This is a genomic window from Ancylobacter sp., from assembly GCF_965279025.1.
Lineage (GTDB): Bacteria > Pseudomonadota > Alphaproteobacteria > Rhizobiales > Xanthobacteraceae > Ancylobacter.
In genome coordinates, this window is the sequence record NZ_OZ257132.1 from 3,278,652 (window position 1) to 3,302,935 (window position 24,284).

The 24,284-nt window shown below is 65.6% G+C and carries 23 protein-coding genes; 18 read left to right on the plus strand and 5 right to left on the minus strand.

The features are described 5' to 3' along the window. Positions 1-24 precede the first annotated feature (24 nt). The 10 genes from ACQY76_RS15115 (at position 25) to ACQY76_RS15160 (ending at position 13,866) form a co-directional block, all read left to right on the plus strand. Positions 25-3,690 (plus strand): PAS domain S-box protein, encoded by a 3,666-nt coding sequence (locus ACQY76_RS15115; protein WP_428029558.1) that lies wholly within the window; start codon positions 25-27, stop codon positions 3,688-3,690. Positions 3,691-3,874: 184 nt separating this feature from the next. Next, positions 3,875-4,804, plus strand: a complete 930-nt coding sequence (locus tag ACQY76_RS15120) for an ABC transporter substrate-binding protein (protein WP_428029559.1) — start codon at positions 3,875-3,877, stop codon at positions 4,802-4,804. Between the two features lie 76 nt (positions 4,805-4,880). Next, a complete protein-coding gene (locus tag ACQY76_RS15125) occupies positions 4,881-6,506 on the plus strand; it encodes an amino acid ABC transporter permease/ATP-binding protein (protein ID WP_428029560.1) in 1,626 nt (541 codons plus the stop codon). 42 nt (positions 6,507-6,548) lie between these two features. Further along, the gene (locus ACQY76_RS15130; RefSeq protein ID WP_428029561.1) at positions 6,549-7,787 is read left to right on the plus strand and encodes an acetamidase/formamidase family protein; all 1,239 of its coding nucleotides are present in this window, start codon (positions 6,549-6,551) and stop codon (positions 7,785-7,787) included. Between the two features lie 99 nt (positions 7,788-7,886). Further along, positions 7,887-10,250 (plus strand): acetamidase/formamidase family protein, encoded by a 2,364-nt coding sequence (locus ACQY76_RS15135; protein ID WP_428029562.1) that lies wholly within the window; start codon positions 7,887-7,889, stop codon positions 10,248-10,250. A 167-nt stretch (positions 10,251-10,417) separates the two neighbouring features. Beyond that, a complete protein-coding gene (locus ACQY76_RS15140) occupies positions 10,418-11,563 on the plus strand; it encodes an extracellular catalytic domain type 1 short-chain-length polyhydroxyalkanoate depolymerase (protein ID WP_428033022.1) in 1,146 nt (381 codons plus the stop codon). A 511-nt stretch (positions 11,564-12,074) separates the two neighbouring features. Beyond that, positions 12,075-12,374 (plus strand): hypothetical protein, encoded by a 300-nt coding sequence (locus ACQY76_RS15145; RefSeq protein ID WP_428029563.1) that lies wholly within the window; start codon positions 12,075-12,077, stop codon positions 12,372-12,374. Positions 12,375-12,402: 28 nt separating this feature from the next. After that, entirely contained in the window at positions 12,403-12,645 is a 243-nt protein-coding gene (locus ACQY76_RS15150) for a hypothetical protein (protein WP_428029564.1), read from the plus strand. 100 nt (positions 12,646-12,745) lie between these two features. Then, positions 12,746-13,021: a DUF1488 domain-containing protein gene (locus ACQY76_RS15155; protein ID WP_428029565.1), complete on the plus strand. Its 276-nt coding sequence runs from the start codon at positions 12,746-12,748 to the stop codon at positions 13,019-13,021. Positions 13,022-13,047: 26 nt separating this feature from the next. Then, on the plus strand, positions 13,048-13,866 hold the full coding sequence (locus ACQY76_RS15160; protein ID WP_428029566.1) for a transglutaminase-like domain-containing protein: 819 nt from the start codon (positions 13,048-13,050) through the stop codon (positions 13,864-13,866). Positions 13,867-13,913: 47 nt separating this feature from the next. Here ACQY76_RS15160 and ACQY76_RS15165 read toward each other — a convergent pair whose 3' ends face one another. The 3 genes from ACQY76_RS15165 to ACQY76_RS15175 form a co-directional block, all read right to left on the minus strand. Next, positions 13,914-14,222, minus strand: coding sequence for a hypothetical protein (locus ACQY76_RS15165; protein ID WP_428029567.1), 309 nt, complete (start codon positions 14,220-14,222; stop codon positions 13,914-13,916). Positions 14,223-14,336: 114 nt separating this feature from the next. Continuing rightward, positions 14,337-14,462, minus strand: a complete 126-nt coding sequence (locus ACQY76_RS15170) for a hypothetical protein (protein ID WP_428029568.1) — start codon at positions 14,460-14,462, stop codon at positions 14,337-14,339. Positions 14,463-14,663: 201 nt separating this feature from the next. Beyond that, positions 14,664-14,876 carry a cold-shock protein gene (locus tag ACQY76_RS15175; protein ID WP_213373326.1) on the minus strand — a complete coding sequence of 71 codons (213 nt, stop codon included), beginning with the start codon at positions 14,874-14,876 and terminating at the stop codon, positions 14,664-14,666. Between the two features lie 414 nt (positions 14,877-15,290). Between ACQY76_RS15175 and ACQY76_RS15180 the strand changes: the two genes are divergently transcribed. Further along, on the plus strand, positions 15,291-15,596 hold the full coding sequence (locus ACQY76_RS15180) for an antibiotic biosynthesis monooxygenase family protein (RefSeq protein WP_428029569.1): 306 nt from the start codon (positions 15,291-15,293) through the stop codon (positions 15,594-15,596). A gap of 74 nt (positions 15,597-15,670) precedes the next feature. Here the strand turns inward: ACQY76_RS15180 and ACQY76_RS15185 are convergent, their stop codons facing one another. Further along, positions 15,671-16,396 (minus strand): carbonic anhydrase, encoded by a 726-nt coding sequence (locus ACQY76_RS15185; protein ID WP_428029570.1) that lies wholly within the window; start codon positions 16,394-16,396, stop codon positions 15,671-15,673. A gap of 282 nt (positions 16,397-16,678) precedes the next feature. Here ACQY76_RS15185 and ACQY76_RS15190 point away from each other — a divergent pair, with 282 nt between their 5' ends. The 7 genes from ACQY76_RS15190 (at position 16,679) to ACQY76_RS15220 (ending at position 23,588) form a co-directional block, all read left to right on the plus strand. After that, positions 16,679-17,476 carry a hypothetical protein gene (locus ACQY76_RS15190; protein WP_428029571.1) on the plus strand — a complete coding sequence of 266 codons (798 nt, stop codon included), beginning with the start codon at positions 16,679-16,681 and terminating at the stop codon, positions 17,474-17,476. A 209-nt stretch (positions 17,477-17,685) separates the two neighbouring features. Further along, a complete protein-coding gene (locus tag ACQY76_RS15195; RefSeq protein WP_428029572.1) occupies positions 17,686-18,090 on the plus strand; it encodes a c-type cytochrome in 405 nt (134 codons plus the stop codon). 45 nt (positions 18,091-18,135) lie between these two features. Then, on the plus strand, positions 18,136-19,101 hold the full coding sequence (locus tag ACQY76_RS15200) for a quinoprotein relay system zinc metallohydrolase 2 (RefSeq protein WP_428029573.1): 966 nt from the start codon (positions 18,136-18,138) through the stop codon (positions 19,099-19,101). Positions 19,102-19,473: 372 nt separating this feature from the next. After that, complete coding sequence (gene xoxF5 / locus ACQY76_RS15205; protein ID WP_428029574.1) at positions 19,474-21,279, plus strand: lanthanide-dependent methanol dehydrogenase XoxF5; 1,806 nt, start codon at positions 19,474-19,476, stop codon at positions 21,277-21,279. 216 nt (positions 21,280-21,495) lie between these two features. Next, positions 21,496-22,095 carry a c-type cytochrome, methanol metabolism-related gene (locus ACQY76_RS15210; protein WP_428029575.1) on the plus strand — a complete coding sequence of 200 codons (600 nt, stop codon included), beginning with the start codon at positions 21,496-21,498 and terminating at the stop codon, positions 22,093-22,095. 4 nt (positions 22,096-22,099) lie between these two features. Then, a complete protein-coding gene (locus ACQY76_RS15215) occupies positions 22,100-22,978 on the plus strand; it encodes a substrate-binding domain-containing protein (protein WP_428033023.1) in 879 nt (292 codons plus the stop codon). A 19-nt stretch (positions 22,979-22,997) separates the two neighbouring features. Next, on the plus strand, positions 22,998-23,588 hold the full coding sequence (locus tag ACQY76_RS15220; RefSeq protein ID WP_428029576.1) for a PQQ-dependent catabolism-associated CXXCW motif protein: 591 nt from the start codon (positions 22,998-23,000) through the stop codon (positions 23,586-23,588). Between the two features lie 52 nt (positions 23,589-23,640). On the opposite strand, the gene ACQY76_RS15225 is transcribed toward ACQY76_RS15220, so the two are convergent. Next, the gene (locus tag ACQY76_RS15225; protein WP_428029577.1) at positions 23,641-24,270 is read right to left on the minus strand and encodes a hypothetical protein; all 630 of its coding nucleotides are present in this window, start codon (positions 24,268-24,270) and stop codon (positions 23,641-23,643) included. Between the last annotated feature and the right edge of the window lie 14 nt (positions 24,271-24,284).

The window sequence follows — 24,284 nt, forward strand, 5'->3', positions numbered from 1 at the left end:
TCTCTTGGGGTCTAAGCCTGAGCCATGGGTACTGACGTGCAGGCGGACGATAGCCTTGGTAAAATCCGCCGCGGCTATTTCGCCGTTGATGGCGCGCTCGCGCGCCGCATTGCCGAGTTCGACTGGAGCGCCACACCCATCGGCGCGATAGACGAATGGCCCTCCAGCCTGCGCAATACCGTCAGCCTGTTGCTCGCAAGTCCCGTACCCCTCGTTCTGCTGTGGGGCGAGCACGGCGTCATGATTTATAATGACGCCTATTCCGTTTTCGCCGGAGGCCGCGACAGCCGGCTGCTGGGTTCCAATGTGCGGGAGGGGTGGCCGGAGGTCCGGGAGTTCAACGACAACGTCATGCGCGTGGGGCTGGCGGGCCGCACGCTCAGCTACCGGGACTTCCCCCTCACCTTGCACCGCGACGGTCATCCCGAGCAGGTGTGGCTGAACCTCGATTATTCCCCGGTTCCCGGCGACGATGGCCAGCCGGCTGGCGTCATCGCCGTCGTCGTGGAGGTGACAGAAGCGCACCGCACGCGGGTTGCGCTGGAGGAAAGCGAGACGAGGCTGCGCTTTCTCGACGATCTCGGCCGCGCCGTTTCCGAATGCCGCGACGCGGCCGAAATCCTCGACATCACCACGCGCATGACCGCGCAGCATCTTGGCGTGTCCATCTGCGCCTATGCCGACATGGACGAGGACGGGGACGGCTTCAACATTCGCGGGAATTGGCACGCGGAAGGGTCTCCCTCCATTGTCGGGCACTACAGCCTCCGTGATTTCGGTGCGGTTGCGGTTGCGGAACTCGGCGCCGGCAGCCCCCTGGTGCTCCACGACATCCCCGCCGAGCTCGAGCCCGACGTAGCCCGCGCCTTCGAGGCCATTGGTGTTGCCGCGACCATCTGCATGCCTCTGGTCAAGCAGGGGCGGCTTACGGCCCTGATGGCGGTTCATCACAAGGCGCCGCATGTCTGGTCCGACTATGAGCTAAGCGTCCTGCGGGAGGTTACCGAACGCTCCTGGGCGCACATCCAGCGGGCCGGCGCCGAAGGCGTGCTGCGCGAGCGCGAGGCCCATCACCGGCAGATCCTCGACAGTGCCGTTGACTACGGCATCGTGGCTACCGACCTCAACGGCCACGTCACCCTGTGGAACCGGGGTGCGGCGGAGATGCTGGGCTGGACTGAGGCCGAGATGCTCGGCCGGCCGATGGAAACATTCTTCACCGCCGAGGATCTGGAAGCGGGGCGGCCGGCCGCCAAGCGTCACGAAGCGCTCGAATCCGGGCGTGCCCATGATGCGCGCTGGCATTTGAGGAGTTCGGGCGAGCGTTTCTGGGGTCTCAGCGAGATGATGCCCCTGCGCGACGAGTGGGGCGCGCCGATTGGCTTCGTCAAGCTGATACGCGACAGGACCGCCGAGTATGAGGCGCAGGAAGCGCTGCGCCAGAGCGAGGAGAGGCTGCGCCGTGCGCAGGCGGCGGGCGGCGTCGGGCTTTTTTCCATCGACCTTGGCAGCAACCTCATCAGTGCCACTGCCGAATTCTGCCGGCTGTTCGGCATTCCGCCGGCAGAGGAAATCGCCGCGGCGACGATCGAGCGTCTGGTGGTGCCGGAGGATGCCGCCCTCGTCTCAAACGCGGCAAGCCGCGCCGCCGGGGTTGCGCTGCTGGACGTGGAGTACCGCATCCGCCGCCATGACACGGGGGAGGAGCGGATCCTTGCCCGCAAGGCGGGTTTCGATCGTGACGAGGCCGGCCGGCCGGTGCGCCTGGTGGGTGCGGTGCTGGACGTCACCGAGCGGCGCAGGATCCAGCTCGCGCTGGAAAAGAGCGAGGCGCAGTTCAGTGCGCTGGCGCAGAACATGCCCAACCAGGTGTGGACCGCACGCGCCGATGGCGGGCTGGATTGGTTCAACGACAAGATCTACGCCTATTCCGGCGCAGAGCGTGGCAGCCTCGACACGGATGGCTGGACCCGCCTCGTTCACCCGGACGATCTTGCCGCCGCGCGTGCGCGCTGGTCGCAGTCGCTCGCCTCCGGCGAGACCTACGAGGCAGAACTTCGGCTGCGCGGCGTCGACGGTTCGTACCGCTGGCATCTGTCGCGGGCCGTGCCGCTGATCGACACGCGCGGTGCGATCACCGCGTGGATCGGCACCAATACCGACATCGAGGCGCAGAAGCGCGCCGAGGAGGCCTACGCCCAGGATCGCGACCGGCTGTGGCGGATCAGCCGCGACCTCATGCTGGTTTGCGATTTCGAGGGCGTTATCACCGCCGTCAACCCGTCGGCCGAGACGCTTCTGGGCTGGGAAGAAGCGGAGATGGTGGGCCGGAAGGTTTCCGATTTTCTGCACCCGGAGGATGTCGAAGCCAATGCGCAGGCGCTGGCGGCCTCCTCGGCCGGTGGCACCACCTCTGCCTTTGAGAACCGCTACCGCACCAAGGCGGGCGAGTTTCGGCTGCTCGCCTGGAGCGCGGTTTCCGACAATGGCCGCATCCACGCCGTGGGACGCGACGTGACGGAACAGCGCGTTGTCGAGGAAGCGCTGCGCCAGAGCCAGAAGATGGAGGCGGTCGGCCAGCTCACCGGCGGCATCGCGCATGATTTCAACAATCTGCTGCAGGGCATCACCGGAAGCCTGGATATTCTCGGCAACCGCATCGCGCAGGGCCGGACCGACGACCTGTCGCGCTGGGTAGGCGGGGCGAAGACCTGCGCCGACCGCGCGGCCGCGCTCACCCACCGCCTGCTCGCCTTTTCGCGCCGCCAGCCGCTCGATCCGCGACCGGTGCGCGCCAACCCGCTCATCTCCTCGCTTGAGGACATGCTGCGGCGTACTCTCGGCGAGCGGATCGAGCTGGAACTGGTCCTCGCCGGCGGCCTTTGGCTCACGCGCTGCGATCCCAATCAGCTGGAAAGCGCGATCCTCAACCTCGCGATCAATGCGCGCGATGCCATGCCGGGGGGCGGCAAGCTGACGATCGAGACCTGCAACGCGCATCTCGACAGCCACTTCGCCGCCCGCCAGCGCGAGGTGAAGCCCGGCCAGTATGTGTGTATCTGCGTCACCGATACCGGCACCGGCATGAGCAAGGAAACCATCGCGCGGGCCTTCGAGCCATTCTTCACCACCAAGCCCATCGGGCAGGGCACGGGGCTCGGCCTTTCCATGGTCTACGGCTTCACGCGGCAATCGGAGGGCTATGCCCGCATCTATTCCGAGGTCGGGCAGGGGACGACCATCAAGCTCTATCTGCCGCGCTTTCGCGGGCAGGAGGACCAGGACGAGACGATTGTCGGTCTGGGCGAGGCGCCCGGCTCCGAGGCCGGCGAGGTCGTGCTGGTGGTGGAGGATGAGCCGGTGGTGCGCGGGCTCATCGTCGAGGTGCTCGGCGATCTCGGCTACCACGCCATCGAGGCCGGGGATGGGCCGAAGGGGCTGGAGATTCTCCAGTCCTCGCGCCGCATCGACCTGCTCATCACCGATGTCGGTCTGCCGGGCCTCAATGGCCGGCAGGTCGCGGATGGCGGCCGGGTCTCGCGGCCCGGGCTCAAGGTGCTGTTCATGACCGGCTACGCCGAGAATGCGGCGCTGGCCTCCGGCTTCCTCGAGCCCGGCATGGCGATGATCACCAAGCCCTTCGCCATGGAAGTCCTCGCGAACCGCATCCGCGAAATCATCGAGAAGTAGCGGGCGGAGCTTCCACGGCGTGAATGCCCACTAATTGGGCGGTCGTGCCTGCGCCTTGATATCTGCCCATCCAACAATCGGTGCGCTCCCAGACAAGTCTCCTCGACACGTCCTGCGTCACACTTTCGGCCTCGGTATCCGTCTGGCCGCCCGTCAAGGGCAAGCTAGCAGAGGAGAAGGTTCAGTGGCACACGCTCTCGACATCCGTTCCGGCAGGTCTCGCCTGTCTGTCGTTTCGCATCTTCGCTCGGCGCTGCTCGGCGCGCTGGGGCTGGTCGCCGCTGGCGGGCTCACCGCCGGCCTGACGCAGAAGGCCGAAGCCGCGACGCCGGCAGCCTGCGCCGCGCTGCAGGCCAAGTATCCCGGCCTGAAGGGCAAGGCGCTGGTCAACGCCATCAACCCGCACACGCCGGGTTACGAGACCATCGATCCCAGCGACCCGACCAAATATATCGGCTTCGACATCGATCTCGGCGAGGCTATCGGCGACTGCCTCGGCTTCACCCTCAGCTACAAGGCGGTGACCTTCGCTTCCCTGCTCACCACCTTGCAGGCCGGGCAGGCGGACATCGTCATCTCCGACATCTACGCCACCAAGGACCGCGCCAAGGCGGCCGACTTCATCACCTATCTGAAGGTGTATGACGGCGTTCTCGTCGCCAAGGACAACCCGAAGAAGATCACCGGCATCGACACCTCGCTGTGCGGGGCGGTGGCGGCCGAGAATACCGGCTATGTCGAGGTGCCGCTGATCCAGGCGCTGGAAGCCGACTGCAAGGCCGCCGGCAAGCCGGCGCCGGAAATCCTGCTGTTCGACAACAACGCCAACTGCATCCAGGCGATTCTCGCCGGGCGCGCCGACACCTATATCAACGACGTCAACACGGTGGACGGCGCGGTGAAGGCCTATCCGGACAAGCTGGAGAAGGCGACAGCGGTGACGCTGCCCTATTCGGTCGGCATCGCCGTGCCGCGCAACAATCTCGAATTCCGCGACGCCGTCATGTCGGCGCTCACCGAGCTTCAGAAGGCCGGCGTCCAGGCCGAGCTGATGAAGAAGTGGAACCTGCCCGCCGACCAGCTCGAGACCCCCAAGCTGGTGCTCGCGGACTGATCCACGCGGCACTGACGAGCCGGCGGCCGCGCACCCCCTCGCGGCCGCCACTCTCCTACGGTTGTGAAACAGGCCGATGGATCTTTTCCTTCATTATCTGCGCATGCCCTATCTCCTCGACGGGGTGGGCTACACCCTGCTCATCACCGTGCTGGGGCTGCTGGGCGGGCTTGTCATGGGCGTCGTCCTCGCCGCCATGCAGCTCTCGCGGTTCCGCACGCTGGCGATCGTCGCGCGCGCCTATGCCATCGTGTTCCGCGGCACGCCGCTGATCCTGCAGATGGTGTTCTGCTACAACGCCCTGCCGATGATCGGCATCAAGCTGTCCGCCATCTCGGCCGCCAGCCTGGCGCTGGCCCTCAATGAGGCGCCGTTCATCGCCGAGATCCTGCGGGCCAACGTGCTCGGCGTGGAGCGCGGACAGGTGAGCGCCGGGCAGGCGCTGGGCATGACGCCGGCCGCCATCATGCGCCGCATCATCGCCCCGCAGGCCATCCGCTCCATGGTGCCGGCGCTCGGCAATGAAGCGGTGAGCGCGCTGAAGAACTCTTCGCTCGCCTCCGTGGTGGCGGTGCAGGAGCTGACGCTGCGCTCGACCCAACTGGCCTCGGCGACCTTCGACTTCTTCTCCATCTTCTTCGCCTCCGGGCTGATGTACTTGGTGCTGACCGGCGCCATCGCGGTGATCCAGATCGTGGTCGAGATGCTGCTCGACCTCGACCGCCCGCCGCCGCGCGAGCAGCTTCGCCGCTTTGCGCGTGCGCTGGTGCCGGGGCGGCCCGAGGCGGTGCCGGCGCTGGCCGGTGCGGCAGATGCCGTCCCGCCGGAGGTCGCCAGCGAAATCGTCGCGGAAATCGTGGCCGATCCCTTGCCGCCGGCGGCGCCCAAATCCGTGCCGCGCGACCGTGCCGCCCGCGCGGCACGCCTCGCGGGCAACAATGTCGCGGTGGAAGTGCGCGGGCTGCGCAAGAGCTATGGCGCCCAGACCGTGCTCGACGGCATCGACCTGACGGTGCGGGCCGGCGAGGTGGTGGCGCTGCTCGGTCCCTCCGGTTCCGGCAAGTCGACGCTGCTGCGCTGCATCAACCGGCTGGAAGGCTGGGAGGACGGCACCATCCGCGTCGGCGGTCGCTCGCTGGGGACGGACGAGAGCGGACGCGCGCTCTCGCCCCGCCTGACCGCGCAGATGCGCGCCGGCGTTGGCGTCGGCATGGTGTTCCAGCAGTTCAACCTGTTCGGCCACCTCACCGCCCGCGAGAACATTGCCGGCCCGCTGCGCTGGGTGCAGGGGCTCTCCCGCTTCGATGCCGACCGTCGCGCGCGGGAATTGCTGGAGCGCATCGGCCTGGCGCACCGGGCGGACGCGTTGCCGCGCCACCTCTCCGGTGGCCAGCAGCAGCGCGTCGCTATCGCCCGCGCCGTGGCGCCGGCACCGACCGTGCTGTTGCTCGACGAGCCGACCTCAGCCCTCGATCCCGAGCTGGTCGGGGAGGTGCTGGAGGTGATCCGCCGCCTCGCCGTGGAGGAGGGGCTCGCCATGATCATCTCCACCCACCAGCTGCGTTTCGCCGGCGACGTGGCAGACCGCATCGTGTTCCTCTCCGGCGGCGCCATTGTCGAGGAAGGCCCGGCCGAGCGCATTCTCACCGCTCCGTCGCATCCGCTCACCGTGCGCTTCCTCAGCTCCATGACCGCCGAATAGGCGCGACGACCTGCGCGCCGCTCTTCAGTTCCGAGGTTCGACATGACCAAGCATCACCTGCCCGCCACGCCCGAGACGGTTCATTGGGGCTATTTCAGCAAGACCCTCGCCCCCGTGCTGACGCTGAAGTCCGGCGAGCGGGCAGTGATCGAATCCATCACCCATCATGCCAATGACGATTATGCCCGCATGATCGAAGGCGACCGGGCGGCGGAAGACATCTTCCGCTGGACCAAGGACCAGAAGACCCTTCGTCGACGCGGTGCCGGCGCCACCGACGGACCGTTCACCTATGGCTCCGGCGAGGGGCTGGGCGTGCATCTGCTCACCGGCCCGGTGGCGGTGGAAGGTGCCGAGCCCGGCGACATCATCGAGGTGCGCGTCATCGACACCTGGCCGCGCCCGAGCGCCAACCCGGCCTATGAAGGCCGCTTCTTCGGCTCCAACCCCTCGGCCAATTGGGGCTTCCAGTACAAGGACCTGATCGAAGAGCCCAAGCCCCGCGAGGTCGTCACCATCTATGAGCTTGACATGGGCGAGGCGGTGGTGAAGGCGCTCTACTCCTATCTCTGGACGCCGCAGACCGACCCCGACGGCATCGTCCACCCGACCATCGACTATCCCGGCGTGCAGGTCGACCATTCCACGGTCGTCAAGAAGGAGGGCATCCTGCCGGGCATCAAGGTGCCGGCGCGGCTGCATTTCGGCACGATGGGGCTGGCCCCGGCCGAGGCGGATTTCGTCTCCACCATTCCGCCGAACTATACCGGCGGCAACATGGATGACTGGCGCATCGCCAAGGGGGCGCGGATGTATTACCCGGTCGCCGTGCCGGGCGGCCTGTTCTCCTGCGGCGACGCCCATGCCTCGCAGGGCGACAGCGAATTGTCGGGAACGGCCATCGAGATTTCGCTCACCGGCGAGTTCGAGTTCATCCTGCACAAGAAGGAGCAGCTCGAGGGCACCTTCCTGGAGGGGCTCACCCATCCTTTGCTCGAAAACGACGAGGTCTGGTCGGTCTATGGCTTCAGCGTCGCCAATTACCTCGCCGAACTCGGCCCCGACCACCAGTCGGAGATCCTGAAGCGCGGCAGCCTCGACAGCGCCATGCGCGACGCCTTCCGCAAGCTGCGCCGGTTCCTGATGACGGTGCACAAGCTCTCGGAGGACGAGGCCATCTCGCTGATGTCGGTGGCGGCGGACTTCGCGGTGACGCAGGTCGTCGACGCGAATTGGGGTGTCACCGGCTCGATCCGCAAGAGCCTGTTCCAGAGCCGCTAAGCCGCCGGACGACGCGCGGCCAAGATGTGACGGGAGCCGTGCCGCCGACGTGGAGGGCATGTTTCTTGCTTCTAGGCAGGCCATGCCGAGAGCCGGTCTATGAACGCGCAGCCCTTCACCAGCGAGTCCTATTCCGGGGACGCGGGCGAGCACGCCTGGCAGGACGTGCTGCGCGGTTTCGGCCTGCAGTCTCTCCGGTCGCGGATCGGCGCACCCGCCCACGCGGCGGCGCTCTCGCGCCTGTCCTCGGCAGGTGTGCGGGTGGGCAAGTTCACGGCCGATGCGCAGATCCTGCGGTCCTTGCCCGCACGCGCCGGCCTGCCGTTGCTGCTTCTCCCGCTGGAGAACAGCAGCCTGCTCGTCACCGGCGACGACCGCCAGATCGTGCCGGCCGGGCAGCTCATCCTCGCGCCGCGCGGAGCGGACTGGCAGCTGCAGTTCCAGCGTGGGCTGCGGGCGGTGGTGCTTTCCGTTCCGGCGGAAGCGTTCCGTGGCCGCAAGGTGCCGCCTCTCGCCGGCTCGCAGCCGCGCGTGTTCAGCGCGGAGGGGCTGCCGGACATTCTGGGGCGTACCGCGCACGCCACCGCCGACGCGCTCGATCGCTTGTCGGAGGCCGAATGGGAGGCGGTGGCACAGGGCGCCGCCGAGCTGCTGCTCGCTTTGTCGGCCGAGCTCGTGGTGACGACCGCCGACCCCTCATCCGGCCGGGCGGCGCTGCTGCAGCGTCTGTACGCCACCATCGAGCGCAGCATCGGCGGCGAGGAGATCACCATCGCCGACATCGCCCAGGCCGAGGGTATTTCCGAGCGCTATGTGCAGAAGCTGTTCGAGGGAACGGGCGAGAGCTTCAGCCACTATGTGCGCGAGCGCCGGCTGCAACGGGCGTGGCATGACCTTGCCAACCCGGCGGAAGCCGCCGTGCCCATCACCGACATCGCCTATCGCTACGGCTTCTCGGATGGCGCGCATTTCAGCCGCCTGTTTCGCGAGCGGTTCGGCCTACCGCCCCGCGAGCTGCGCCGCCGCGAAGCGGACCGGCAGACGCACAGCGCGGTGGCGAGCGGCCAGCGCGGCTGGCCGCAGGAAGCGCTGGTGCAGCTGCGCGCCCGCCAGGGGGTGGGAGGGCCCGCCGCACGCCGGCCACTGCTGAGCGACCAAAGCGCGGACGCGACCGCACCCGAAGCGCCGGAGCGGCATTATCTGCCGGTTCACGCCCAGAACGTCCACTGGGGCTATTTCAGCCGCTCTCTCAAACCTTTGGTCGAGATAGCCTCCGGCGACATCGTCACCGTCGAGACATTGACCCAGCACGCCTCCGACGATCCAGAGCGCATGATCGAGGGCGATCCCGGCGCCGAGAGCGTGTTCCATTGGACGTCCACTGCCAAGGCGGTGGACCGGCGAGGGGCCGGACCACTCGACGCGTCGGTCTTCGGGCGCGGGGCGGGGGAGGGGTTCGGCGTGCACATCTGCACCGGCCCGATCGCGGTGCGCGGTGCCCAGCCCGGCGATGTGCTGGAAGTGCACATTGTGGACATCGAGCCGCGCCGCTCGCGCCACCCCGCCCATGCCGGACGGGTCTTCGGCAGCAGCGTCGCGGCCTGGTGGGGCTATCACTACTCAGAATTGCTGAGCGAGCCGCATCCGCGCGAGTCGGTAACGATCTACGAGATCATCACCGAGGTTGAGGAGCCCTATGCGAAGGCTCTCCATTCCTACCGCTGGGAACCGCAGACGGACCCCTTCGGCGTGCAGCATGTGCTCTACGACTATCCCGGCGTGCTGGTGCGGCCCGATAGCGTCACCTTCCAGACCAAGGTGCTGGAAGGAGTGCGCATTCCGCTGCGGCCGCATTTCGGCGTCATCGCGGTGGCGCCGCGCGAGGCGGAGCTCGTCGATTCGGTGCCGCCGGCCTATTTCGGCGGGAATCTCGACAATTGGCGGCTGGGCAAGGGGGCGACCGTGTACCTGCCGGTTTCCGTGCCGGGCGCCCTGCTCTCCGTCGGCGACCCGCACGCCGTGCAGGGCGATGGCGAACTTTCCGGCACCGCCATCGAATGTTCGATGACCGGCACCTTCCGTGTCACCCTGCACAAGAAGGCCGATATCGGCGGCACGGTGCTCGCGGACCTCACCTATCCGCTGATCGAGACCCCGAAGGATTGGGTGCTGACCGGCTTCAGCCACCCCAACTACCTCGCCGAATTCGGTGCCAGCGGCCAGAGCGAGGTCTATTCCAAATCCTCGCTCGACCTCGCCATGCGCGACGCCTTTCGCAAGATGCGGCGCTTCCTGATGACCACGCAGAGCCTGAACGAGGACGAGGCCATCGCCCTGATGTCGGCCGCGGTTGATTTCGGCATCACCCAGGTGGTGGATGGCAATTGGGGCGTACACGCCATTCTGAGCAAAAGCCTTTTTCATGCAGCCGGCGTCGCGGCGCTGCGAACGGTCGCTCGGTAACGCCCCGCCGAGCCCCGGGGACGCTACGTCATCTCGAGCGGGGATCGTTCCACAACGACAGGCTTCGGTCGAGCCTCTTGTTTTTGTGCAGTGCAGCAACGATGTCTTTGCGAGCGCGTTGTCCCTTTGCCGTCCAGTCCCTGGGCGCCGCAACCAGGAGGCCTCCCTTGCGGAAGATGTCCGATACCATTGCGATGCTCACTGCCCTCGGTGGGCAACAGCCTTCGTTTTTCCCGACGTCACCGGCGAATGACCGTCTCTCGGTGCTGTCGGATTTCGGTTCTAATCCGGGTGCATTGAAGGCGCGCTACTACTGTCCGGCGAACCTTTCCAAGCGCGCGCCTCTCGTCGTGGTGCTGCATGGCTGCAAGCAGGACGCACCGGAATACGACCACCGCGCCGGCTGGTCGCAACTGGCCGATCAGGCCGGGTTCGCGCTGCTCTATCCCGAGCAGCGGCACGGCAACAATCCCAATATGTGCTTCAACTGGTTCCGGCCCGGCGATGCGCGGCGCGATGTCGGCGAGGCGCTCTCCATCCGCCAGATGATCGAGGCGATGATAGAGAGCCACGATCTCGACCGCGACCGGGTATTCGTTACCGGCCTCTCCGCAGGCGGGGCCATGGCGAACGTGATGCTCGCGACCTATCCCGAGCTATTCGCCGGCGGCGCCATCATCGCCGGCCTGGCCTATGGCACGGCCACCACCGTGCCGGAGGCGTTCGACTGCATGCGCGGGCAGGGCACGGCCTCCGACGAGGAACTTTGGGCGCTGCTACGAGACGCATCGGCCCATTCCGGGCCATGGCCGCGCGTCGCGATCTGGCAGGGTGCCGCCGATCACACCGTCGCGCCTTCCAATGCCGAGGACATCGCGTTGCAGTGGCGGAACGTTCACCACCTCGATGACAGGCCGACCCTTTCCGAAGTGTCCGGTGGGCGGGCCAAGCGCGTCTGGTGCAATGAGAGCGGCGAGCCGGTGATCGAACTCAACACCGTTGCCGCGATGGGCCATGGCACTCCGCTGGCCGACGATCTGGGTGCGCCGGGCCCATATATGCTGGATGTCGGCATTTCGTCGACGCGCGAGATCGCCCGATTCTGGGGGCTGGACGCGACGGAAAAGACGGTCGCCGCACCCTCGCCGGTCCCCAAGAAGGGCATTTTGGCGAAGGTCCAGCCTCCCGTCGCCCCTGCCTCCACATCACCGAAGGAGAAGGCTCGGCCGAGTGCGCCGCCGGCCGCAACAGGTTTTCCGGGTGTGAAAAGTATCATCGAGGATGCGCTGCGCGCGGCCGGGCTGATGCGCTGATCTTCCTCGCCTTTTCGCCGGATCGCCCGTTCTCCAGAGTGTCAGACCGGGCCGCCGACAGGTTCTTCCGTCGGATGGGCGCGAGGCGGTGCTGGCGTTGGCCGTTTTTTATTTCCGGAAGGGTGCGTTTATTCGGCCTGCAGGGCCAGGAGCCCTGCCTGGCGCTGTAGTCTATTGGTTTCAGCCTTGTTTGAATCGTAATTTGCGTATAAGATAAAGACAGTATCCGGTTAAATCGACATTGCGGCGCCGGTTATAAGGCCGCTCTCGCCCGTAATATTTTCGATGGACAGGAAGTGGCGCCGCCTCGGTGCTGACTTGGCCCTATCCCGTTCCAGATCAATTCCTGCCGCGCTTACCGATCTACTCGCGGTCGTCGAGGCAGGTCGGTTCAGGGGAGGGGAGCGGTCGGGCGCGCCTCCTTCAATGTTCTCGAAGACGATTTTCCTTCAGTCCACCGGTGCGTTGACTCCGGCGGCTGCACTGCCTGCATAAAGGACCACCCGTTACCATGACCGTCGCCCATACGCCGTCACGCCGTGAACCGGCCCCCCGGGATTCCACGACACATCTCTTCGAGGTCGGCCAGGTCGTCCGGCTGAGGGGTGGATACGGCATCTTCACCTCCCGCTTCGGCGACATTTACCGCATCACCGCCACGATGCCGCCGAGCGGAAGCTCGTTGCAGTACCGCATCCGCAACGAGCGCGAGCAGCACGAACGGGTGGCGACGGAAGACAGCCTCGAGGCGGTCCGTGCGACCGAGCCGGGCGAGGGCGTGGCGCTTCTGGACAAGACGTTCAGCCGCTGACGCCGGTGTCTGGCGGGCGCAATGCGCGATGAAGATCGTGATCGAGTTCTATCGAACCCGTGAGCAGGACAGCGCGCACGCGCTTCTCGGCCGCCAGACTGCCGAGGTGATCGACCTCCGCGCGGCGATCGAACTGGCGCGTGCGCTGTCCTCCTCGCTCGACATGCCGCAGCGGCCCGACGCGCTTGCGATCACCGATGCCGATGGGCGGGTGCTCCATTCCTGCACCTTTGACAGCGTCCAGAGCGATGCAGAAGGGCCTATGCCGTGAAGCCTGAGCTCAACAGGGCCGAAGGACGCGAAACCGCGCCGTTCAAGGGTGTCCGCCAGCAAAGGCGGGATGCGTATGGTCGAGCCATGGCGGGCCCGTCATGACGCTGATCTTTCCCAATCCGAGCCGCAGCTTCGACAAGGCGCGCAGCGCCGTGCGCTTCTCCGGCTATGACGGCATGTTCGAGGTGCCGTTTCTCATCGAGATCGCCGCGCTCGGCAAATCCGCCAGCGAACTGCGCATGCCGGAGGCGCTGGAGGCGACGTGCCTGACAGCTTTCGACACCTTGCGCGGCACGATCTATGCAGCGGCGTCGAAGGCCTATGCCGAGGGGCGACGGGCGCCCCGCGTCCTGACATCCGCCGACCTTCGCTGATCGATCACTGTTTCCGGGAACACTTCATGCTGATCCGCTACGGCTACGAGATGACGCTTAACTGCCCGCAGCCGACCGCGCTGGTCTGCCTGCTGTCCGTTCACCAGGACAGAAAGGCCGACATCCGTGCGGGCGAGACGTTCTTCACCACGCCGGACATTCCCTCTTCGACCTATTTCGACCTGTTCGGCAACCGATGCCGGCGTCTGGTGGCTCCTGTCGGTGATCTGATGATCTGGGGCGACGCCACGATCGAGGATGATGGCAAGCTGGACCCGGTCCATCTCGACGCTCGCGAGATTCCGGTGCCTGAGCTGCCCGACGATTGCCTCGTTTATCTGCTAGGCAGCCGCTACTGCGAGACAGATCTCCTTAGCCAGACCGCCTGGGACCTGTTCGGCGGGCTCGCGCCCGGCTGGAGCCGCGTTCAAGCGGTCTGCGACTTCGTGCACAACCATATCCGCTTCGACTACCAGCAGGCGCGCTCGACCCGGTCGGCCTTCCAAGCCTATCAGGAACGCATCGGCGTCTGCCGCGATTTCGCGCATCTCGCCGTCACCCTGTGCCGATGCCTCAACATTCCGGCCCGTTATGTGAACGGCCATCTCGGCGATATCGGCGTGCCCGTGGTCGACCCGATGGATTTCAGTGCCTGGATCGAGGTTTTTCTCGACGGAAGATGGCACACCTTCGATCCGCGCAACAACAAGCCGCGGATTGGCCGGATCGTCGTCGCGCGCGGCCGCGACGCGGCGGATATTCCGCTTATCAACTCGTTCGGCCCCCACCTTCTGAAGTCGTTCAGAGTGTGGACCTACGAGGTTGCCGAAGCGCCCCCGACGTAAGGCGCGCGACATAAGCTATGGCTGGAGAAGGAACCGGACGTGAGAGGCTAGAGCCGCTGCCAGTCCGCGCCCACCGGCAGGTCGCCGGTCACGTCGACATGCGCGGCGGCCTCGCCGGAGGCGAGGCGCTTCTCGGAAAACCGCAGCTTGAGCAGCCGGCCATCCGCTGTCCGCAGATGCAGGTCGACGCGACCGAAGACACCCTTGAGCACGGGGGGTGGCACGCGTATCTCGCCGCAACTCGTCACCATCCCGCCCTTGGTGAGATAGCCGTCGAAATCATACTGGGCGGGGGCAAGACGCACCTTTCCGCGTATCAGGACGCCGGTCCCCTGCAATCCGCCGAGATAGTCCATGTTCTCTGTCCTAAACGGCGCGATCTAATCCTCAGATCGGACCCGCGCATTAACCTGTTGCTGGCTCCGACTGCCTCGCAACGCTTGCCGTTGCTGTCTCTGCGGATCGGACGTTCAGTTCTTCTTCTTGGGAAGTGCAAGCGGGGGCGATGTTCCCTTGGCGGGGGTAACCGCCGTCACGGGGTCCTTGGCCTTCTTCGGCTTCTTGGCTTCCCGGTTGCTGCGCTGCTGCTTGGCCATGCTGCTTGCTCCCAATGAGGCTGAACGAAGCCCATCACATGAAAAGCCCCGCTGCCTCCAGGAGGAGCGGGGCTGACAAGCGCCAGGCGCATTGTCGTTTTCGCATCGCTCAGTTCCGGCCGCCAGTACATCCGTGGTCGACGCGGGATGAGCAATGGCGACGCCGGCCGGCTCCGATACGGAGCTTCCGGCATCGAGCCATCAGCTCAGCGATTCGAGCTTGTCGGCTGTCATCTTGCCGCTGCGCTGGTCGGTGACGAGCTCGAAGCCCACCTTCTGACCTTCGCGCAGATCGCTCATACCGGCACGTTCCACCGCGCTGATATGCACGAAGGCGTCGCTGCCGCCGTCGTCCGGCGCAATGAATCCAAAGCCCTTCTGGGCGTTAAACCATTTTACGGTTCCCGTGGTCATGGGAAAACCCTTTCGTACTTGTAGGCATAGCTTGCCCGCGTTGGGTGCGGGCTGTCGAAATTGCATTTTCAGGGATAAGACGCCACGAAACACACATGAATACACGTGCGCAAACTGGCCAAAGTCACCGTCCATCGACCATCCCAATATGCGCCGTTGGGACGTATTATTCAAGAGCCGACGGTTTTTTAATTTTGAACGACCTTTTAGCAGAACAGAATGTCTCGTCCGATGGCGGAAAAATACATGGCGACGGCGGCAAAAACTTTGCGGATCAATCCGGGCGCGAACGATGACCCGACACGGCCTCCGGCGGGTATGCCGCGTGCATTCCCGTTGCACTGCGGACAACGCGATGGGAAATGTGGGCACAGGCGGCGGCAGTGCCGGATGAGAGGCAACACGGAGTGAGAGATGATCATCGAGATCGCCGAACTGCACATCAAGGCGGGTGAAGAGGCGGCGTTTGAAGGCGGTGTCGCCAATGCCGTGCCACTGTTCCTGCGCGCCAAGGGCTGCCACGGCGTGGAACTGCATCAGGTGATCGAGTCGCCCGGCATCTATCGCCTGGTCGTGCGCTGGGAAACGCTGGAGAACCACATGGTGGACTTCCGCAATTCCGAAGATTTCCAAAGCTGGCGCGCATTGGTTGCCGGCACTTTCGCCGCGCCGCCCGCCGTCACGCATGAGCGGATCGTCGATCTCGGCCCGTCTGTCTGAGCGCGATGCGCCATGCGCCGGATGCGGGCGCGCGCACCGAGGAGGGTAGCCCGGCCGGAGCCGGGCCGCCGGTGTCAGATGAGGCTTACCTTGCCGCTGGAGAGATCGTAGAGGCCGCCTACGATCTTCAGTCGGCCATTGGCCACGAACTCGGTGATGATCGGGTTTGCTTCGCCAAGTTCCTTCACATTGAAACGCACATTCTCGACGATGGCGGCGTTGAGGGGATCCTGCGGCTTTTCCTTCAGCGCGATCTCGACGGCGGGCTTGATGTTGTCGACGAGGTCGTCGAGGTGGCCCGGCAGGCTGATATTGTTCTTCACCACCTTGATGGTCGCGTCGACCGCGCCGCAATTGGTGTGGCCGAGCACCATGATGAGCGGAACGCCGAGGAACTTGACGCCGTATTCAAGGCTCGCAAGCCCGTCGATATTCACGAAATTGCCGGCGACGCGGACCACGAAAAGTTCGCCGGGGCCCTGGTCGAAGGCAAGTTCGGGCGACACGCGCGAATCGGCGCAGCTCACCAGCCCCGCAAACGGATACTGCGCCTGCGCGCGCGCGGCGCGGCCGGCAGAGTAGTCCCTGTTTGATTGCGCATTGGCGGCGTAGCGGGCATTGCCGTCCATCAGGCGCTTGAGCGCCTCATCCGGGCTGATCGCATTCGGTGCCGGCGCGGGGTCCTGCGCCCATGCGCCGGTTGGAAGCGCAAATCCGCCAAGGAAGGCGGTCGAGGCCGCCCCGATACCGAGACCGAGCGCCCGCCGGCGCGAAAGGGCGAAGGGATGATCAATGCACATGGGCTGCCTCCCGGGGCATGTCGGGGCTGAGAATTGTTACTCGCGGTCGGCGACAGCGGGTGCCCCACCCTTCCGTGTTACCTCCGCATTCGACTTTGTTCCAAGTATTTCTGAGTGGAGCGAGCAAACCAGCCTAAACTTTGCAGGTATGCGCACGTGCCAAGGCGGCCATTGCGGGACGGGACGACCGGACCGACCGGACGAGGGGCGGCTGAACTGCCCGAAGGTTTCGGCGAAAGCGCCGGGCGCCTGCTCGGCCATCCACGCCTGCGGTCGGCCCTGATGCATTATTGCCAGGGCATGGCCGCCGGGCCGACCCTTCGCTGGCCCTATTACAAGCTGTTCGACCAGCTTGGGCGCTATCTCGTCTGCTTTATGCTGATCCATAATTACTTCAGCTGGCGCCAGCGCGGCGGAGCGACGCCCACGCTCTCGGCGCTGCAGAAGGTCGCCGGGGTGAGCCCGCGGCAGACCGCCGGCTTCGTCGCCGCGCTCAAGGCCGGGCGGCTGGTGGCGGCGGAGCCCGATCCCGCCGACCGCCGCGCGACGCTGTTACGACCGTCGCCCCTTGTCATCGGTGAGATCGGCCGCTCCCTGCGCCTGTTCGTCGAAGCGCTCGACCTGATGGAGGATCGCCACCCCGGACGCGCCGTGCGGCTCGGCGACACGGATGCACTGGGGGAACTGATCGCTCTCTCGGCGGCCTATGTGCTGGCCAATGGCACATTGCTGCATCCCTTTCCCCGCGTGCTGCATTTCACCCAGCGCGATTGCGGCTACCCGCTGCTGACTGCGGTGATCGCCGCCCACTACGCGCAAGCGCTCGATGCCGCATCGGCACCGCGCCTGTTGCTCAGGCGCACGCTGGCCGGCCGCTTCCAGGTTTCCCCCGCCCATATTGGCAGCCTGTTTGCGGAAGCCGCAGCACAAGGCTGGTTCCGCGTTGAGCCGGGCGGCCGCCTTGCAGGCGTCGATGCTGATTTCCTGGCCGAGTTCGAGCGCTGGGCGGTCTGGCAGATGGTGCATTTCGAGAGCTTGCTGACCCTGTGTGATCGGGAAGCGCCCGCGCCACGGTCGTAATAGACGGCAGGCGGATCGGGAACGTTCCGCCGCAGCGTGCCCGAGGCCGCTCGGCGGCTCCCGCGACGAAATGTGCCGGGATTTTTGAGGAAGTTGGGCTGGACCTTTGATCCCCTAGGATCATTCTAAAGGTAGCGCTATCATTCGCGCCTCATCGCAAGCGTCCCACATAAGGGCGCCGTTCAATGATCATTGCCTGGAAGGACGCCATGAATCGCTTCGCTACAGCTGCTGCCCTGTTCGTGCTCGGCTCCACCGCCGCCTTGGCCCAGAGCCCGGCCGGCGATCCGGAAAAGGGCGCCAACGTCTTCAAGAAGTGCATGGCGTGCCATGCCATTGGCGAGAACGCCAAAAACAAGGTCGGCCCGGAATTGAACGGCATCATCGGCCGCAAGATGGGTGCCGTCGAAGGCTTCAACTATTCCGATACGCTGAAGGAGCACAACGCCAAGGGCGACGTGTGGACGGCGGAAATCCTCAGCAGCTATCTTGAGAATCCCAAAGCCTACATGCCCGGCGTCAAGATGGTGTTCGCCGGCCTGCCGAAGGAAACCGACCGGGCGAACCTCGAGGCCTATCTCGCGACCTTCAACGCCGACGGCACCAAGAAGTAGCCTCCGCCGCCTCGGCGCACGAGGCCGCCTACGCGAGAGGCTGCGATGCCGGTCTTGCCGCGACTGGATCGACGCGCCCTGCTCGCCCTTGCCGCCGCGCTCGCGGCGGGGGGCGGGCAGGCGCCGCGGGCCCATGCGAAGGAGGGGCGCGGCGTCGGCGCCCTGCCGCTCGACGCCGTCGCCGACGGCGTTCACGTGTTCCGGGCGCCCTATGAACTGATCGACACCGCCAATGGCGGGGCTATCGCCAACATGACGCTCATAGTCGGCGACGAGGCCGCCGCTGTCATCGACACCGGCAACAGCCATCTCGCGGGCGCACGCATGCGTGCGGCGGTGCGGGCCACCACCGACAAGCCGCTGCGCTATGTGATCAACACCCATATGCATCCCGACCACACGCTCGGAAACGCGGCGTTCGTGGAGGACGGAGTGCGGTTCGTCGCGCACCACAAGATGCCGCGCGCCCTTTCCCTACGGTCGGAGACCTATCTCGCCCAGGTCGAGCGTCTGCTGGGCGCGCAGGCCGAGGGGACCCGTATCGTGCTGCCGGACCTGCTGGTCGAGGATCGCCTGGTGCTCGACCTCGGCGGAAGGCCGCTTGAGCTGCAGGCTCACCCGACGGCGCATACCGACAACGACCTCACGATTTTGGATGTTGCCACCAACACCTGGGTGATGGGCGACATCCTCTTCATCGGCCATATACCCACACTCGACGGCAGCCTGCTGGGCTGGCTGAAGCTGCTCGACGCGCTGACGGCGATTCCCGCCGGGCGCGCCGTGCCCGGTCACGGCCCCGCCAGCGTGGTATGGCCGCAGGCCAGCGCTGCCGAGCGCCGCTACCTCGATGCGCTGCGAAGCGACATTGGCCGCCTGCTTGCCGGGGGCCGCCCGATGAGCGAGGCGCCCGCCCATGCCGCCATTTCGGAACGTGCCGAATGGGCACTTTTCGACGAATTTAACGCTCGCAATGCCATCGCTGCATATCATGAAATGGAGTGGGAGTAGATTGTGCAGTGCAACATGGTTGCTGCCCGGCAAATGTCCTAAATCCAGTATTTGTGTCTGGTATATTGTATATTTATTCGCTGTTGCAGCAAAATCATAATAAGAGCGATTTCTCATAAGAGTTCTTATTGCCAGTCTCAGGGATTCGGATTAGCGTAATCTCGTCTTCGGCTTCAACGGCGCTCGGGAAGAAGTTCCCGATCCGGTTCGTAGGCCAGCTTGGGGCGGGACGCCCCCGTGAGATCCGGCTGTTTCTCCCCCAGCCGGTCGTGACACGCTGTCGAAGACAAAAAGGTCAGACGGCAAACAAGCCGCGGCGGATCGTCCGTGCATTCGGTCGGTCCCGGAGGATCGTTCAGGAGGAGAATAGGCATGCGCAAGATTCTTGCGACGGCATTGCTGGGTGCTGCGGCACTTTATGCTTGGCCGGCATCGGCCAATGATGGGCTGATGAACATCATAAAAGACCCCAAGCAATGGGGTATCCAGACCGGCGACTACGCCAACACCCGCTATTCCAAGCTCGATCAGATCAATGCCGGCAATGTCGGCAAGATCCAGGTGGCCTGGACATTTTCGACCGGCGTCCTGCGTGGCCATGAGGGCGGTCCGCTCATCATCGGCGACGTGATGTACGTCCACACGCCGTTCCCGAACATTGTCTACGCCCTCGATCTCAACGATGACGGGCGGATCATCTGGAAGTACGAGCCCAAGCAGGACCCGAACGTCATCCCGGTGATGTGCTGCGATACGGTCAATCGCGGTCTCGCCTATTCCGACGGCATGGTCTACCTGCACCAGGCCGACACCACGCTCGTGGCGCTCGATGCCAAGACCGGCGCCAAGAAGTGGTCGGTCGTCAACGGCGATCCCAAGAAGGGCGAGACCAACACCGCCACCGTTCTGCCGGTGAAGGACAAGGTCATTGTCGGCATCTCCGGCGGCGAGTTCGGCGTGCGCTGCCATGTCACCGCTTACGACAGCAAGACCGGCAAGCAGATCTGGCGCGGCTATTCGATGGGCCCCGACAGCGAGATGATCGTCGACCCGGAGAAGACCACGGCGCTCGGCAAGCCGATCGGCAAGGACTCCTCGCTGAAGAGCTGGGAAGGCGACCAGTGGAAGATTGGCGGCGGTTGCACCTGGGGCTGGTATTCCTACGACCCTGAGACCAACCTCGTTTATTATGGCTCGGGCAACCCCTCGACCTGGAACCCGGCCCAGCGTCCCGGCGACAACAAGTGGTCCATGACCGTCTGGGCGCGTGACGCCGACACCGGCATGGCCAAGTGGGTCTACCAGATGACCCCCCACGACGAGTGGGACTTCGACGGCGTCAACGAGATGATCCTCACGGATCAGCAGTTCGACGGCAAGCCGCGCAAGCTGCTCACCCATTTCGACCGTAACGGCTTCGGCTACACGCTGGACCGCGTGTCGGGCGAACTCCTCGTCGCCGAGAAGTTCGATCCGGTGGTCAACTGGGCCACCAAGGTGGACATGGATAAGAGCAGCGCAACCTATGGTCGTCCGCTGGTGGTGTCCAAGTTCTCGACCCAGGCTCAGGGTGAAGACGTCAACACCAAGGGCATCTGCCCGGCGGCGCTCGGCACCAAGGACCAGCAGCCGGCGGCGTTCTCGCCGAAGACCAACCTGTTCTACGTGCCCACCAACCATGTCTGCATGGACTACGAGCCGTTCCGCGTCAGCTACACCGCGGGCCAGCCCTATGTCGGTGCCACCCTGTCGATGTACCCCGCGCCGAACAGCCATGGCGGCATGGGCAACTTCATCGCCTGGGATAACACCAAGGGCAAGATCGTCTGGTCGCTCCCCGAGCCCTTCTCGGTGTGGTCGGGCGCTCTCGCTACTGCCGGCGACATCGTGTTCTACGGCACGCTCGAAGGCTACCTGAAGGCTGTCGACTCCAAGACGGGCAAGGAACTCTACAAGTTCAAGACCCCGTCGGGCATCATCGGCAACGTCACCACGTATGAGCACAAGGGCAAGCAGTTCATCGCCATCCTCTCGGGTGTCGGTGGCTGGGCGGGCATCGGCCTTGCGGCCGGCCTGACGGACCCGAACGCCGGTCTCGGTGCGGTGGGTGGTTATGCCGCCCTGTCCAACTACACCAACCTCGGCGGTCAGCTCACCGTGTTCGCGCTGCCGAACTGAGCCAACGGAAGGCGGGCCTCCCTGGAGTGCCCGCTTTTCCCGAGACAACCAAAGGGCCTGGCCGCCGGTCTATCCGGTGAGCCGGGCCCTGACGTCTCGGGACATCGAGCTTTATGAGAATCTTAGAACAATTCCGAGCCGCCGGGCGGCGCCCTCAAAGGCACCCGCCCCATGCCGGAACCGGCCCCCGATGCGGCGCCTTGAGGAGACTGCTTCATGAAGAATACCGTTTGCGGATGGTTTGTTTCCGGCATGCTGCCGGCGTCCGCCGGCGCGTCGGCGCTGATCCTGGCCGCCGCCTTGTCCTTCTCGCTTCCGGTCCATGCCCAGCAGCCCGAGGCCACCGCTCCGGCACCCGCAGCCGCAGCACCGGTCGAGAAGGAAAAGGACGAACTGGGCAAGTACACGACCGCCGACGGCGACCCGATCTATAACATCGAGGCGGACGGGACGCTGGACTGGTACACCTATTCCGGCTACCGCCGCTATCACGCGGAGTGCCATGTCTGCCATGGCCCCGACGGGATGGGGTCGAGCTACGCGCCGGCGCTTGCCACCTCCCTGAAGACCATGACCTATCCGCAGTTCATGGAGATCGTCGTCAATGGCAAGCAGAACATCGGCGTCGGCACGGCCGACCAGGTGATGCCGGCCTTCGGCGAGAACAAGAATGTCATGTGCTATCTCGACGACATCTACATCTATCTCAAGGCCCGTGCCGATGGTGCGCTCGGTCGCGAACGTCCGAGCAAGCGCGAGGACAAGACCAAGGCGTACACCGCAAATGAGAACCAGTGCTTCGGACGGCCGGGCTGACGCCATGCGGATCATGGCGCAGCCGGGAAACACCGATCGCTCGGCGCGCATGAAGGGGAGGGGCGCCGCGGCGCTCCTGACGCTCGCCACGCTCCTTTCCCTGCCCCTTCCGGCCTCGGCCCAGGTGGCGGATCTGGTCGACCGGTCGACGCTGCGCGTGTGCGCCGACCCGGCAAACATGCCCTTCACCAATGAAGAGGGGGAGGGCTTCGAGAACAAGATCGCCGATCTCATGGCGCAGAAGTTGGGGATGCCGCTGGACTATACGTGGTTCCCGCAGGCCACCGGCTTCTACCGCATGACGCTCGGCGCCAAGCGCTGCGACGTGGTGATGGGCTATGTCGCCGGCGGCGACCCGGTGCTTAACACCAACGCCTATTATCGTTCGGCCTGGGTGCTGATCACCAAGAAGGACGGCGACCTCGCCGATGTCGACACGCTGGAGGATCAGCGGCTGAAGGGCCGGCGGATCGGCGTCATCGCCGGCACGCCGCCCGGCGACCTGCTCACCCGCAACGGCCTGATGCCGCTGGCGCGCCCCTATGCGCTGATGGTCGACCGCCGCTTTGAGAGCCCCGCCGAAGCCATGATCGCCGATCTCGACGACGGCGTGATCGATGCCGGCATCCTCTGGGGGCCGATCGGCGGCTACTACGCCAAGAAGTCGGACGTGCCGCTCTCCGTGGTGCCGCTGGTGAAGGAGAAGGGCGATCCCTCGCTCGTCTACCGCATCACCTTCGGCATTCGCCCGGGCGAGCTGAACTGGAAGCACCAGCTCAACGCCTTCATCAAGGACGAGCAGGGCGCCATCAACCGAATCCTGCTGGATTACGGCGTGCCGCTGCTCGATGGCCAGGACCGGCCAATCGAACAGGCGCCCTGAGCGCGGCGGGGAGGAGACGATGCACGGAAATCGTCCCGAACCATCGCTCAGTCGCCTTGCCTGGCTCGGCATGGCCGGTCTGGCGGCCGTGCTCTATGTCTTCTCCCCGACCACCGGGAGAGGCGCCACAGGGGTAGCCGAGCCGGAAGGCTACCGGATGGAGGAGTACCGGGCGCCGACACCGGCAACGCTTAAGGGCGCGCGGGTGATCGACACGGCCGAGGCCGAGCGCCTCTGGCGCGCCAAGGCCGCCCTGTTCCTCGACGTGATGCCTCGCGACGTCAAGCCGGCGAACCTGCCGCCCGGCACGCTCTGGCGCGACAAGCGGCGCGACCATCTGCCGGGCAGCGTCTGGCTGCCGAATGTCGGCTATGGCGCGCTGAGCGCCGAGACGGACGGCTATTTCCGCAGCCGCCTCGATTCGTTGACGCAGGGGCGCCGCGACGCGGCCGTAATTGTCTATTGCCAGACCGATTGCTGGATGAGCTGGAACGCCGCCAGGCGCGCGCTGGAAGAATACGGCTACACCAACATCGCCTGGTATCCCGCCGGCAGCGACGGCTGGGCCAAGGCCGGCCTGCCGCTGGAACAGGCCGAGCCCTACCCCTGACAGCCGCCCTGCGCGCGGCGAAACCCCGGCCGCCTGGGCCGGGGCTGGCCCGTTACTGCATTTTTTCCTGTATGGCACGGGAAAGGGCGAAAACCCGCTGTTCCAGAAGCACCGGGCTTTCGCACACCGCCGACATCGATTGCTGGCGCGCATCGTAGATCCGGGTGTCCCAGAGCAGCTGCTTCTCCATCTCCTGCGTCTTGGCCTTGTCCTCGTCGCTCGCGGCGGCTTTCTTGGCCTTGGCGAAGGCGAAGCTCTCCTCCTTGATGCGCTTGGAAAGCTCGATCTGGTGCTGCGCGTAGCGCTCGATGCCGTTCATGATCCGGGCGCGGCGGGCGTTGATCTGCTCGAACAGGCCGGCGAAGAGCAGGGTCAGCCGGTCCTTGCCATTCGGCCCCAGCGTGCCGGCGAAGGTGTCGATCTGCTTCGTCGCCTCTTCGATCGGCGTGCGCTGGGCCGCGAGCACGGGCACCAGCTCGGCTACCTCCCGGTCGTCCCGCCATTTCAGATTTTCGATCGGCGGGCCCGACCACATCTGGCCGACCGCAAGTTCCGGAACCTTGCGCTGAATGCAGGGCCAGAGCCCGCCCGATGGCGCCGCCGCAAGGGCGGGCGCGGCACCAAGCAGCAGGAGAGGCACGGCCAAGCGTAGAGCGCGCAGGGCGTTGTGGCATGTGGGCATGGGCTTTTCCTCGA

Bases quoted from the DNA above. Each gene is read 5' to 3' on its own strand.
- ACQY76_RS15115 (WP_428029558.1), top strand. From the start codon at position 25: ATGGGTACTGACGTGCAGGCGGACGATAGCCTTGGTAAAATCCGCCGC.
- ACQY76_RS15125 (WP_428029560.1), top strand. From the start codon at position 4,881: ATGGATCTTTTCCTTCATTATCTGCGCATGCCCTATCTCCTCGACGGG.
- ACQY76_RS15130 (WP_428029561.1), top strand. From the start codon at position 6,549: ATGACCAAGCATCACCTGCCCGCCACGCCCGAGACGGTTCATTGGGGC.
- ACQY76_RS15135 (WP_428029562.1), top strand. From the start codon at position 7,887: ATGAACGCGCAGCCCTTCACCAGCGAGTCCTATTCCGGGGACGCGGGC.
- ACQY76_RS15145 (WP_428029563.1), top strand. From the start codon at position 12,075: ATGACCGTCGCCCATACGCCGTCACGCCGTGAACCGGCCCCCCGGGAT.
- ACQY76_RS15150 (WP_428029564.1), top strand. From the start codon at position 12,403: ATGAAGATCGTGATCGAGTTCTATCGAACCCGTGAGCAGGACAGCGCG.
- ACQY76_RS15155 (WP_428029565.1), top strand. From the start codon at position 12,746: ATGACGCTGATCTTTCCCAATCCGAGCCGCAGCTTCGACAAGGCGCGC.
- ACQY76_RS15160 (WP_428029566.1), top strand. From the start codon at position 13,048: ATGCTGATCCGCTACGGCTACGAGATGACGCTTAACTGCCCGCAGCCG.
- ACQY76_RS15165 (WP_428029567.1), bottom strand. From the start codon at position 14,222: ATGGACTATCTCGGCGGATTGCAGGGGACCGGCGTCCTGATACGCGGA.
- ACQY76_RS15170 (WP_428029568.1), bottom strand. From the start codon at position 14,462: ATGGCCAAGCAGCAGCGCAGCAACCGGGAAGCCAAGAAGCCGAAGAAG.
- ACQY76_RS15175 (WP_213373326.1), bottom strand. From the start codon at position 14,876: ATGACCACGGGAACCGTAAAATGGTTTAACGCCCAGAAGGGCTTTGGA.
- ACQY76_RS15180 (WP_428029569.1), top strand. From the start codon at position 15,291: ATGATCATCGAGATCGCCGAACTGCACATCAAGGCGGGTGAAGAGGCG.
- ACQY76_RS15185 (WP_428029570.1), bottom strand. From the start codon at position 16,396: ATGTGCATTGATCATCCCTTCGCCCTTTCGCGCCGGCGGGCGCTCGGT.
- ACQY76_RS15190 (WP_428029571.1), top strand. From the start codon at position 16,679: ATGCATTATTGCCAGGGCATGGCCGCCGGGCCGACCCTTCGCTGGCCC.
- ACQY76_RS15195 (WP_428029572.1), top strand. From the start codon at position 17,686: ATGAATCGCTTCGCTACAGCTGCTGCCCTGTTCGTGCTCGGCTCCACC.
- ACQY76_RS15200 (WP_428029573.1), top strand. From the start codon at position 18,136: ATGCCGGTCTTGCCGCGACTGGATCGACGCGCCCTGCTCGCCCTTGCC.
- xoxF5 (WP_428029574.1), top strand. From the start codon at position 19,474: ATGCGCAAGATTCTTGCGACGGCATTGCTGGGTGCTGCGGCACTTTAT.
- ACQY76_RS15210 (WP_428029575.1), top strand. From the start codon at position 21,496: ATGAAGAATACCGTTTGCGGATGGTTTGTTTCCGGCATGCTGCCGGCG.
- ACQY76_RS15215 (WP_428033023.1), top strand. From the start codon at position 22,100: ATGCGGATCATGGCGCAGCCGGGAAACACCGATCGCTCGGCGCGCATG.
- ACQY76_RS15220 (WP_428029576.1), top strand. From the start codon at position 22,998: ATGCACGGAAATCGTCCCGAACCATCGCTCAGTCGCCTTGCCTGGCTC.
- ACQY76_RS15225 (WP_428029577.1), bottom strand. From the start codon at position 24,270: ATGCCCACATGCCACAACGCCCTGCGCGCTCTACGCTTGGCCGTGCCT.